The sequence below is a fragment of the Microbacterium sp. NPDC087665 genome (genome assembly GCF_044743285.1).
Lineage (GTDB): Bacteria > Actinomycetota > Actinomycetes > Actinomycetales > Microbacteriaceae > Microbacterium.
This window is the reverse complement of record NZ_JBIUWD010000002.1, coordinates 565,138-576,513: the sequence shown is the minus strand read 5'-3', so window position 1 is coordinate 576,513 and position 11,376 is coordinate 565,138. Positions and strand designations below refer to the sequence as shown.

The following is an 11,376-nucleotide window of genomic DNA, read 5'->3' as shown; positions in this document are numbered from 1 at the left end:
GTCAGTTGGCGCGGAAATCGGTGATGTAGCGCAGGAAGTTGCCGTATCCCTCGTCGCTGCCGAGCGTCGGGGACAGCGACGCCGTGTTCCACCCGATGGTGGAGGGGCGCAGCACTAGGGGCACCATCTCGCTCTGCTCGTCAGCGAGTGCGCACAGCTTCTCGAAGACATCCGCTCGTTCCTCGCCCGGCGGGGTCGAGTATCCGTCCGCGATGAGGCCGTTGAGCTCGTCGCTTCCCTTCATGAAGACGGCCGAGAATCCGGCGACCTCCGGGTTCCACCAGGTCGTCACCATCGCGGGATCCGCGTAGCCGGCGAACCAGCTGAGCGCGAGATCGAAGTCTGCGGGGCTGCCGTAGACCTGATCGGAGTACGTCGCGTAGTCGACCTGCTGAATATCGACCTTCACGCCGATCTCGGCGAGGTTCTGCTGCATGACCTGGGCGATCTGAGCGAGCACCGGCTCATCCGTGTAGACGACGAGGCGGAGTTCGAGACCCCCGATCTCATCGATGACGGCTTTCGCGGCCCCGATGTCTCGTGCCGCCGAGGGCAGGTCTTCGGCCGCGCACGCATCGGGCAGGCCGGCGGGCGTGATGCCGGTCGCCGCCGTCGAACCGCCGAAAGCGAGCTCGTTGATCGCGTCGCGGTCGATGGCGGTGTTGATCGCGAACCGCACGTCCTCGTCCTGCAACGCCTCATCGCCGGTCAGCGAGTTGATGATGAGGTAGTGGAAGTCGGTGTTCCGCTGCCCGACCACGGTGACGTCCGCAGCATTCGCGAGGAGCTCGGAGGAGTCGATGGAGTTCAGCACGGCGAAGTCGGCCGAACCGTCGCGGAGTGCGGCGGCTCGCGTCGCCTCGTCACCGACGATGTCGATCGTCAGTGTCGAGAAGCCGAGGGAGTCGGCGTCGGGGTGATGGGGGTTCGGCTCGAACGACCACTCCTCGTCCTGGCGGTGCGAGGTCGAGACGAGCGGCCCGGTCCCGAGCATCTCCGTGGTGATGTCGACCTCGCCCGACTCGATCTCGGCCATCGGCAGGATGGCGGCCGGAGTGTTCGCCAGTGCCGCCAGGAACGGCGCATACGGGCTGGCGAGCGTGACGGTGACCTCCAGGTCGCCGGTCTCCTCGATCGACGCGATCGGACCGAGCTGGCCGGTCCACGTGGTGGGGGTGTCGATGAGGCGCTGCAGGCTGCCGGCGACATCGGCTGCGGTCATCGGGCGGCCGTTCGAGAACACCGCGTCGTCGGCGAGGGTGAAGACGTATTCGGTGTCGCTCGGGGTCTCCCAGGAGGTGGCGAGCTTCGGTACCACGGCGAGGTTCTCATCGATCGTGGTGAGCGTCTCGTAGGAGAGGCCCTCGAGCATCCAGGATCGCGCCGTGGCGGCGCCCTGCGGATCCAGGCCGCTCGCTTCGGCGGTGTCGTAGTCGACCTGCACGACGAGTTCGCCGCCGGCCTCGAAGCCCTCGTCCGTGACGGCGAGGAACCCGGGTGCCACCTCCTTCTGGGTCGGTTCGGTGTCGGGTGATGCGCCGGCGGCGCATCCGGTGAGGGCGAGGATGGCGACGGAGGCGATGGCCACCCCTGCTCGAGCTGCTGTGTGCATGTCGGTGTTTCCCTTCGGGATGCCGGACGACGTCGGGTCAGACGTCGTGCGACGACGGGCGGACAGAGAGGTGATGCAGGTGGTGCTCGGATCGGGCATCGCCGGCGTCTTCGTGAGCGCAGGCGCATGCGGTGGGGGAGGCCGGAACGTCCAGGGTCGGGTTCCGGTCGAAGAAGTCGTGGGGTTTCAGAGTGAAGCCGCAGGAGTCGACCGGCATGATCGGCCAGTCCTCGGTGCGCGGGAAGTGGGTGAGGCCGAAGGTATGCCAGAGCACCAGATCGGCGCCCTCGAGAGGGGCATCATCTGCGACGAAGGCCGGCAGGCCCTGTTCCGGGGCGGATTGGTTGACGACGTCGCCGGCGGGATAGCGCTCGTCCGCATCGTAGGCCGTGACCCAGAGGTCGGCCGTCGCGAACCGTGCGCGCGAGGCGATGACGGACTCGGGGCGAGCGAGGAGGACCGGCTTGCCCTCGGGGGTGAGGACGTAGGAGGTGGGGCGGCCGAGACGATTGGTCGCCGTGGCGCTGCTCACCCGCCACGTGCGGTCGACCGTCGAGTTGGCGCGCCGGCGTCCTTCGAGCTCGCTGCGCAGGCGCGTCTTCGTGAAGCCGATCGCGCTGCCGTGGAGGTTGTCCTCGTCGATCGGGAGGGCGTGCACGTCGATCTCGTCGATCACGGCCGGCCCCTCGTCGACCGCCATGTCGAGCCGCGCGCAGAACAGGTGCTGATGGTAGGGAGCGGCGAGACCGGGGGCGAGTTCGCTCGCGAACCGGCTGGTGCGCTCGTCGTACGCGGCGGTGAACACGAGTCCGGTGGCCTTGGCTTCGAACTCGATCTTGCCGTCCAGGTAGAGATACCAGTAGAACCCGTAGTCGTAATTGCCCACGGTGACGAAGAACGAGATGACGAGGCGGCGCTGACGGCGCACGTCGCTGGTCCCCGTGAACTGCTCGGTGTGCTTCCACAGCACCCCGGCATCCTCCTCGTGCACGCAGACCACGTTCGGGAGCACCTTCACGTTCCCTCGGGCATCGGCGATCGGGACGTCGAGGTAGGTGATGTCGCCGACGCAGTCGCAGCCGAGCTCCAGCGAGTTGGCGAGCCGACCGAGCAGGTACTCGCCGGTGTCGAAGTAGTTCTGCCAGAACCGCACGGGACCGGGATCGCCGTACGGCACCAGCATCTCGGCGATGGAGGCACGGTGCACGATGGGACGCACACGACCGTCGTCCTCGAAACCGATTCCGTGGAGGATCAGGCCTTCGCGCATGTCGTACCCGATGCGCAGCGACCACTTCTCCCACGAGATCACGTCTCCGTCGAAGGTGAAGCTGGGCCCCTCGGGTTGGGTGATGACGATGGGCTTCTGCGTCGTCCGCTCGGGGCCGAACGTTCCGGGCACGTGATAGTCGCCGGTCTCCTGCGGGATGGGCATGACCCCGGTGTCGATGACATCGACGACCGTGCGGCTCGCGAGATCGACGTACGCGACGAGTCCGTCGATCGGATGCGCCCAGGGCATGGTCTGCGCCGTGGGCTGGTGGTGTCCGAGCACCCGTGCGAGGCGCCTGCCTGCTTCGCCGTCGATGGGGAAGCGGCCCGCGGACAGACCTGCCAGTGCGACGGTGCCGGGATCGTCGATGCCGCGCGCGGCCAGCGCGGTGGCCCAGCGCTCGTCGGCGCCGATCAGTTCGCGGATGATGGTGTGCTCCTCCTGGAGCAGTGGCACCTGGCCGTCGATCTCGGGGTCGATGTCGACGTCGCTGGCGATCTCACCCGTGCCGATGTCGACCGAGAGGGCGCGGGCGCGCCCGATGTCGGTCTCGAGCAGCTGCACCCGCGCACGGCGGGGGACGGGGCGACCCGCGGTGACCTCGGCCCGGTCCGGCTCATCGAGTCCGACGTAGGCGATCCGGTGCGCCTCGTCCAGGGCGCCGTGGGCGCGCAGCGTCTCGGCGACCCGCCGCAGCTCGTCTGCGGAGAGCGTCGCATACGGAGCCCCGGACTCGTCTCCGAGCGGGCGAGAGCGCTGGACGTGATCGGACGAGGAACAGCTGCAGTTCATGGAGTCTCCATCGGTGTCGGTGCCGGAACACCTGCGTGCCGGAACGTTCCGGCAAAAGTATGCGATGAAGGCGTTACAGCGCAAGACCCCCCGTGTTTCGGGTGGGTTACGTCTCGCTCTGTGTGGTTAGACTCGGCCGCATGCAAGAGCCACGGCGCGCCCGATTGATCGACGTCGCTCGGCGCGCAGGGGTCGGGAAGACCACCGCGTCCGACGCGCTGAGTGGCGGTGGACGCGTTTCGCCGGCCACCCGGGAGACCGTCCTGGCGGCGGCCGCGGAACTCGGGTACTCGGTGAACACCGCCGCCCGGCACCTGCGCGGTGGCAGCATCGGCACGATCGGAATCGTGCTCCCCGAGGTGGTGTCGCGGTCGTCGTACTACATGGCGTTCACGTTCGGCATCGTGACGAGCGCGGCCGCGCACGACATCGATGTGACGATCGTCAGCCCGTCTCTGTCGTCCGGCCGGTCCCGACCGATCCGCGCCGACGGCCTCATCATCGGCGACCCGCTGTCCGGCGACCCCGGTCTGCCCTCGCTGATGGCATCGGGCATCCCGGTCGTGACGCAGGAGCACCTCCCCGAAGACGTCGCGGGGACCCCCGCCGGAGTGGTGTGGTCGTCCCATGAAAGCGGGATGCTGCGGCTGTTCGAGGAGATCGACGTCGTCGGTGCGCAGCATCCGGCGTTGCTGGTCGCACCCGACGCCACCGACTGGTCACGACAGCTGGTCGCCGGCTATCGGGAGGGCTGCCGGGTGCGCGGGCTGGACCCGGTGATCGCGCCGGTCTCGTTCGAAGCGCCCTGGCCCGCAGTCCGCGCAGCGACGGAGCGGGTCCTGCAGACGCATCCGGAGACCGACGTCATCATCTGCGGCCCCGATTCCAGCGCCATCGAGGTAGCGGCCGTCCTCGGGCGGCAGGGGCGCACGATCGGTGAGGACATCACCGTCGTCTCCTGCGTCGATCACCCCTCCCTGCCATTCCTGACGCCCTCGATCACATCGATCGACCTGCGCCCGCGCGACTCCGGAGTGGCCTGTGCCGAACTGCTCATCGATCTGCTCGAGGGGCGGGCCGCACCGGGCACGGACGTGGAGTTCCCGATCGCCGTCGTCGCGCGGGACTCCACCGCGCACCCGCTGCGGGCGCGCGCATGACCGCACCGCTCGACGGCATCGTCGTCGCCGATTTCTCCCGCGTGCTCGCCGGTCCCCTCGCCACGATGACCCTGGCCGACCTCGGAGCACGCGTCATCAAGGTCGAGCGTCCGGAGTCGGGCGACGACACGCGATCCTGGGGCCCGCCGTATGCCGAGTCCGGTATGACCACGTACTTCGAGTCGGCGAACCGCGGCAAGGAGTCGGTCACGCTCGATCTCACGACTCCGGCCGACCGCGAGCGGGCGCACGAACTCATCGCGCGCAGCGACGTGGTGATCGAGAATTTCCGGCCCGGACTGTTCGAGAAACTGGGCTTCGACTGGGCGACGCTGTCGGCCGCCCACCCCGGTCTGATCTTCGTGTCGGTCAGTGGGTTCGGCCTCGGCCTCGGCGCATCGCTGCCCGGCTACGACTTCGTGGCGCAGGCCGTCGGCGGGCTGATGCACATCACCGGTGAGGCCGAGGGCGGGGCGATGAAGGCCGGCGTGGCTCTCGTCGACGTGCTCACGGGCAAGGATGCCGTGATCGGCATTCTCGCCGCGCTGCGCCGGCGAGAACTCACGGGGCGCGGCTCGAAGATCGAGGTGAACCTTCTCTCCAGCCTGCAGGCTGCCCTGGTGAATCAGGTGTCCGCACATCTCGGCGCGGGCACCGAACCCGGGCGGCTCGGAAATCGGCACCCGTCGATCGCGCCCTACGAATCACTGCGGTGCGCGGATGCGCCCATCGCGGTGGCGTGCGGCAACGATGCGCAGTTCGCGAAGATGGTCGCCGAGCTCGGGATTCCCGCACTCGCCGACGAGGAGCGTTTCCGCCGCAACTCCGACCGTGTCTCGCACCGCGAGGCTCTCGTCCGCGAGCTGGAGGCGGCGCTTGCGGCGGACACGGCCGCGAACTGGGCGGAGAGGCTCAACCGCATCGGCGTCGCGGCGGGCGTCGTGAACACGATCGGCGAGGGCATCGCGCTCGCCGATCGTCTGGGCCTCGAGCCCGTGCGTGAGTCGTTCGGCAGCGACGGGCGGCGGTCGCGGCAGATCCGCTCGCCGCTCACCTGGAGTCCGGAGATCCCCGAGACCGTCTCCGCGCCGCCCCGTCTCGGCGAGCACGACGAGCTCGTGCGCGCCTGGCTCGACGACCGCGGCTAGATCGTTCGGTCGCGCAGCGCGAGCCAGAGCTCGGCCGCTACATCCGGATCGTCCAGCCTGACCGCGAGGAGGCGTTCCGCGGCAGCGATGCGCGGGCGCACCGTGTTGCGGTGCACACCGAGCTCTCGGGCGGTGCGCTCGGCCTGCTGGCGGTGGCGCAGATACGCGACTACCGTGCGTTGCAGCATCGGATCCGCCTCGGCGAGCAGATCCACCCAGCCCTCGGCCCGCGATTCCGGCTCGACCAGCAACGACGTGTGCGGCGTGTTCCGGTGCAGCGCCAGGGCGCGAGCAGCCGCAGCGGGGAGATCGTCGAGGATGGCCGGAGAACTGAGCGCGCCGGAGCCCCGTGTCACCTCGGCGTCAGCGGGTACGAGGGCGACGCGCACTCCGCGCTGCTCGATGCCGAAGTCGCTCGCGTCGTCGGCACCGACGAGCACGCGAAAGAGCAGGGGGAGTTCGATATCGGCGGCGGCTGCGAGGGCCCGCGCCGCCGCCGCGTCGCCCTGAAGGGCCAGTGCCGTGATCCACGCCTCCGGGTTGCGCCGGCCGGTCGACTGCACGGCGACCAGCCGGAGGAGCGCGGTGGCGGTGAGGGCGAGCTGACGGTCGGCGCGTGCCAGGGGGCGACCGGCTCCCAGCGCGAGGGCCCCGCGGATGCGCTCGCCATCCGTGACCGCATGCGCCATGACGGTCGAGCCGTGCGAGACGAACGATGCGGCTTCCACACCGGAGCGAACGAGCGTCCTCTCCACCTCGACCCGCACCGCCGGCAGCAGTCCTTCGAGTGACGGCGGATGCAGCATCCCGGCAGGTGCGCCCGCGCCGAACGGTAACCACGCCACCCAGCCTCCGATCGCCTGCGCCATCTGCCGCACGATCGCGGTGACGGGGTGCGCTCCGGTCGCCGCCTGCACCAGCCGGGTGTGCGCGTGCGCCGTGCGGAGCACCTCGTCGTCGCCCGTGCGTCCGGTGTTCGACCAGAACGCCCGGGAGACATCGAGGAACGGCGCACCATCCGGCACGGCGAACACGGGGATTCCGACCAGCCGGCACCGCTCGACGAGGGCGGGCGGTGCATCGTCCCAGCCCTCGCCCAGGCCGATCCCGATGGCTCCGATCCCGTGCGCATCGAGTCGGTCGACATAAGCCTCGATCGATCCGCTCCGGAGGGGGATGCCGGTGGTCAGCAGCAGTTCGCCCCCCTCGAGATACCGGCCGGGGTCATCGAGCTCGGAGGCGTGCACGCCGGTGATCGGGCGGGCAGCGTCGAAGGGCGCGAGGGGACGGAGCGATGCGCCGGCCGCGCGCGTGAGTTCACCGAGAGAGACCATGCGTTCAGTGTGCAGGATGCACAGCTCAGCGTCCAATATTGGGCGAAGTGCCACTTCGGGAGGCGGCCAGAGCTCTTAGCGTCTATCCCATGACGTCTGTTCCTCATCTGCGCACCGAGATCCCGGGGCCGCGTTCGCGCGAACTCCACGCCCAGCGCGAAGCCGCCGTGGCCGCGGGCTTCGGCATCACGCTCCCCGTCTTCATCGCGAGGGCGGGCACCTCCACGCTCGAAGACGTCGACGGGAACACGCTCATCGACCTCGCCTCGGGCATCGCCGTGACCAGCGTCGGTGCGGCGAACCCTCGGGTGCGCGAGAACGTCGCAGCCCAGCTCGACCTCTTCACCCACACCTGTTTCATGGTGACCCAGTACGAGGGCTTCGTGCGCGTGGCGGAGTGGTTGAATGCCCACGTGCCGGGCGATTTCGACAAGCGCACCGCCCTGTTCAGCACCGGCGCCGAGGCGGTCGAGAACGCCGTGAAGATCGCCCGCGCCCACACCGGGCGCCCCGCCGTCCTCGTGATCGACGAGGCCTATCGCGGCCGCTCCCTGCTCACGATGGCGATGACGGCCAAAGAGCATCCGTACAAAACCTCTTTCGGACCGTTCCCCGACGTCGCGGTGCGCGCCCCCAACGCCAACCCCCTGCGCGGTGCGGGGACCGAGGCCTCACTCGCCGAGATCGAACGCCTCATCGCCGAACACGGCCCGGAGCATTTTCGCGGCGTTGGTCGTCGAACCCATCCAGGGCGAGGGCGGATTCATCGTCCCGGCTCCCGGCTTCCTCCCGGGCCTGCGCCGCATCGCGGATGAGCACGGCATCGTGCTCGTGATCGACGAGATCCAGTCCGGTCTCGGCCGCACCGGCCGGCTGTTCGCGAGCGAGCACGAGGGCATGAGCGGCGACATCACCCTCACCGCCAAGGCGCTCGGCGGCGGGTTGCCGCTGAGCGCCGTGACCGGCCGCGCGGACATCATGAACGCCGCGCACCCCGGCGGTCTCGGCGGCACCTACGCGGGGAACCCGTTGGCCTGTGCGGCCGCGCTCGCCGTGTTCGACGTGCTCGACGATCCGGAGATCCTGCCCCGCGTGGTCGCGATCGAGCGCACCATCCGCCGTCACCTCGAACCGCTGCTCGAAGAGCGGGGCGCCGTCGCCGAGGTGCGCGGTCGCGGGGCCATGATGGCCATCGAGTTCGCGGACCCGACGACCCTCGCGCCGCGCGCCGATCTCGCGCAGACGATCGCGGCCGCCTGCCATGCGGCGGGTGTGCTCGTGCTCACCTGCGGCACGCACGGCAACGTCATCCGCTTGCTCCCGCCCCTGGTGATCGAGGAGTCCGTCCTCGACGCCGGGCTCGAGATCCTGACCGCATCCATCCGCTCCGCCCTCGCCGAGGAGACCGTCGCATGAACGCCGTCCCCGATCTGCTCGACTTCGATGACCTCCTCACCGATGAAGAACGAGCGGTCCGCGACCGTGTGCGCGGCTTCGTCGATGCGCGGATCCGCCCGCACATCGCCGACTGGTACGACCGGGCGGTCTTCCCCACCGAGCTGGTACCGGAACTCGCCGAACTCGGGGTGCTGGGCATGCACCTCACCGGCTACGGCTGCGGGGGACGGAGCGCCGTCGAATACGGACTCGCCGCGATGGAACTCGAGGCGGGGGACTCCGGCCTGCGCACCTTCGTATCGGTGCAGGGATCGCTGGCCATGAGCGCGATCCACAAGCACGGCAGCGAGGCTCAGAAGCAGCAGTGGCTGCCGCCGATGGCCCGCGGAGAGGTCATCGGCTGCTTCGGGCTCACCGAGCCCAACTCGGGGTCGGATCCCTCCAGCATGACGACGTTCGCGCGTCGCGACGGTGACGGGTGGGTGCTCAACGGCGCCAAGCGGTGGATCGGTCTCGCCTCGATCGCGCAGGTCGCGATCATCTGGGCGCAGACCGACGACGGGGTGCGAGGGTTCATCGTTCCCACGGATTCGGCCGGGTTCGTCGCCACCCCCATCACTCCGAAGCTGTCGATGCGCGCGTCGATCCAGTGCGACATCACCCTCACCGACGTGCGGCTGTCGGCCGATGCCCAGTTGCCCGAGGCGAAGGGCCTGCGGGCTCCGTTCTCCTGCTTGAACGAAGCGCGTTATGGAATCGGCTGGGGCGTGATCGGCGCCGCACGCGACAGCTACGCTTCAGCGTTGTCCTACTCCCGCACGCGTATCCAGTTCAATCAGCCGATCGCGGCCTTCCAACTCACCCAGCAGAAGCTGGTCGACATGGCGATCGAGATCGAGAAGGCGCAGCTCGTCGCCCTACGCCTCGGTCGTCTCAAGGATGCCGGCCGGCTCGAGCCGCATCAGATCTCCGTCGCGAAGCTCAGCAACACGCGTGCGGCGATCGAGATCGCGCGCGAGGCGCGGACGATTCTGGGCGGCAATGGGATCTCGGGCGACTACTCGCCGCTCCGTCACGCAGCGAACCTGGAGTCGGTGCGCACCTACGAGGGCACGGACGAGGTCCATACCCTCGTGCTCGGCGCACACATCACCGGCTTCTCCGCCTTCCGCACCCTCCACGAAGGAGCATGATGACCACCACGTTCGAACTCCGGCACTTCATCGACGGCACCTGGGTGGAGGGTTCCGGCGACCCGCTCGTCGATGTCAACCCCAGTCGACCGGACGACATCGTCGCGCAGGGCGTCGGGGCATCCGAGAGGGATGTCGACCGCGCTTACGCATCCGCCCGGGCGGCGCTCGAGGGGTGGCGCAAGACCCCGGCCCGATCGCGTGCCGCCATTCTGCTGCGCGCCGCCGACATCATCGAGGCGAACCGCGACGAGTGGGGGCGTGAGCTCGCACGCGAGGAGGGGAAGACCCTCGTCGAGGCGATCGGTGAGACCGGGCATGCCGCCCAGATCCTCCGCTTCCACGCGCAGGAGGTCGAGCGCCCCAGCGGCGGCCTCTTCGAGTCCCCGACCCCGGGGGAGCGCATCCTCGTCATCCGTCGGCCCGTCGGTGTGATCGGTGCGATCACGCCCTTCAACTTCCCCATCTCCATCCCGGCCTGGAAGCTGGCCCCGGCCCTCGTCTGGGGCAACACCGTGGTGTGGAAGCCCGCGACCTTCGTCCCGGTCCTCGCGATGCGGTTCGCCGAGGCGCTCGAGCGGGCGGGGCTGCCCCGGGGCGTCCTGAATCTCGTGAACGGCACCGCCGCCGTGGGGGAGGCGATCGTCGCTCATCCCGAGGTGGATGCCGTGACGTTCACCGGTTCGACCAAGGTGGGGCGGATCATCGCCGCGCAACTCGCCGCGCGCGGCATTCCGTTCCAGGGCGAGCTCGGCGGGAAGAACGCCTCGCTCGTGCTGGCGGATGCCGACCTCGACGTCGCCGTGGAACAGGTCGCGCTCGGAGCGTTCCGCGCGGCAGGACAGAAGTGCACGGCCACGTCGCGCGTGATCGTGCACGAGGCGGTGGCCGATGAGTTCCTCCGCCGGCTCGCGATCCGCGCGGAGCGGATCGTCGTGGGCGATGCGCAGGACGAGCGCGTGGAGATGGGGCCGGTCGTGGATGCCGCCGCCCGCGATCGCGTGGTCGCCGCGCTCGACAGGGCGCGGTCGTCGGCGAAGGCGATCATCGCTCCGCTGCCATATGCGTCGGGGGATCTCGCCGACGGATATTTCGTCCCGCCCTCGATCTTCGAATTGCACGAAGACGACCCGGGCGAGTTGTGGACGGAGGAGCTCTTCGGTCCGGTCATCGGCGTCCGTCGCGTCTCGTCCACGGCGGAGGGCATCGCTCTCGTGAACGACAGCGAGTACGGGCTCTCCACGGCCGTCTTCACCACCGGGCTGGCGGATGCGCTCGCCGCGATCGAGGAGATCCGGGTCGGGGTGGTGCACGTGAACTCGGCATCCGCCGGCGCCGATCTCCACGTCCCCTTCGGCGGCAGCGGATCCAGCGCTCTCGGTCCCAAGGAGCAGGGCGCGGCAGCGCGAGAGTTCTACACCGAGACGGCGACGGTGTATTTGCGGGGCTGAGTTTCGGCCTTCGTC

The 11,376-nt window shown here is 69.4% G+C and carries 7 protein-coding genes and 1 pseudogene; 5 read left to right on the top strand and 3 right to left on the bottom strand.

The window, feature by feature from the left end; all coding sequences use genetic code 11:
• Position 1 precedes the first annotated feature (1 nt).
• Complete coding sequence (locus ACIOSY_RS06230; protein ID WP_400850643.1) at positions 2–1,711, bottom strand: ABC transporter substrate-binding protein; 1,710 nt, start codon at positions 1,709–1,711, stop codon at positions 2–4.
• A complete protein-coding gene (locus ACIOSY_RS06225; RefSeq protein ID WP_400850640.1) occupies positions 1,650–3,677 on the bottom strand; it encodes a primary-amine oxidase in 2,028 nt (675 codons plus the stop codon). The genes ACIOSY_RS06230 and ACIOSY_RS06225 overlap by 62 nt, the downstream gene beginning before the upstream one ends.
• 140 nt (positions 3,678–3,817) lie before the next feature.
• Here ACIOSY_RS06225 and ACIOSY_RS06220 point away from each other — a divergent pair, with 140 nt between their 5' ends.
• A complete protein-coding gene (locus ACIOSY_RS06220; RefSeq protein ID WP_400850637.1) occupies positions 3,818–4,837 on the top strand; it encodes a LacI family DNA-binding transcriptional regulator in 1,020 nt (339 codons plus the stop codon).
• The gene (locus ACIOSY_RS06215) at positions 4,834–5,985 is read left to right on the top strand and encodes a CaiB/BaiF CoA transferase family protein (protein ID WP_400850634.1); all 1,152 of its coding nucleotides are present in this window, start codon (positions 4,834–4,836) and stop codon (positions 5,983–5,985) included. The genes ACIOSY_RS06220 and ACIOSY_RS06215 overlap by 4 nt, the downstream gene beginning before the upstream one ends.
• Here ACIOSY_RS06215 and ACIOSY_RS06210 read toward each other — a convergent pair.
• Entirely contained in the window at positions 5,982–7,319 is a 1,338-nt protein-coding gene (locus tag ACIOSY_RS06210) for a PucR family transcriptional regulator ligand-binding domain-containing protein (protein ID WP_400850631.1), read from the bottom strand. The genes ACIOSY_RS06215 and ACIOSY_RS06210 overlap by 4 nt on opposite strands.
• A gap of 89 nt (positions 7,320–7,408) precedes the next feature.
• Between ACIOSY_RS06210 and gabT the strand changes: the two are divergent.
• The 3 genes and pseudogenes from gabT (at position 7,409) to ACIOSY_RS06195 (ending at position 11,361) form a co-directional block, all read left to right on the top strand.
• Positions 7,409–8,735 (top strand): annotated as a pseudogene (gene gabT / locus ACIOSY_RS06205) (4-aminobutyrate--2-oxoglutarate transaminase).
• Positions 8,732–9,910, top strand: coding sequence for an acyl-CoA dehydrogenase family protein (locus ACIOSY_RS06200; RefSeq protein ID WP_400850629.1), 1,179 nt, complete (start codon positions 8,732–8,734; stop codon positions 9,908–9,910). Before gabT ends, ACIOSY_RS06200 begins: the two are co-directional and overlap by 4 nt.
• Positions 9,910–11,361 carry an aldehyde dehydrogenase family protein gene (locus ACIOSY_RS06195; RefSeq protein ID WP_400850626.1) on the top strand — a complete coding sequence of 484 codons (1,452 nt, stop codon included), beginning with the start codon at positions 9,910–9,912 and terminating at the stop codon, positions 11,359–11,361. Before ACIOSY_RS06200 ends, ACIOSY_RS06195 begins: the two co-directional genes overlap by 1 nt.
• Positions 11,362–11,376: the final 15 nt, after the last annotated feature.

What these genes read in the sequence shown, in the direction of transcription:
- ACIOSY_RS06220 (WP_400850637.1), top strand. Translation starts at nt 3,818, where the DNA reads ATGCAAGAGCCACGGCGCGCCCGATTGATCGACGTCGCTCGGCGCGCA.
- ACIOSY_RS06230 (WP_400850643.1), bottom strand. Translation starts at nt 1,711, where the DNA reads ATGCCCGATCCGAGCACCACCTGCATCACCTCTCTGTCCGCCCGTCGT.
- ACIOSY_RS06200 (WP_400850629.1), top strand. Translation starts at nt 8,732, where the DNA reads ATGAACGCCGTCCCCGATCTGCTCGACTTCGATGACCTCCTCACCGAT.
- ACIOSY_RS06225 (WP_400850640.1), bottom strand. Translation starts at nt 3,677, where the DNA reads ATGAACTGCAGCTGTTCCTCGTCCGATCACGTCCAGCGCTCTCGCCCG.
- ACIOSY_RS06210 (WP_400850631.1), bottom strand. Translation starts at nt 7,319, where the DNA reads ATGGTCTCTCTCGGTGAACTCACGCGCGCGGCCGGCGCATCGCTCCGT.
- ACIOSY_RS06215 (WP_400850634.1), top strand. Translation starts at nt 4,834, where the DNA reads ATGACCGCACCGCTCGACGGCATCGTCGTCGCCGATTTCTCCCGCGTG.
- ACIOSY_RS06195 (WP_400850626.1), top strand. Translation starts at nt 9,910, where the DNA reads ATGACCACCACGTTCGAACTCCGGCACTTCATCGACGGCACCTGGGTG.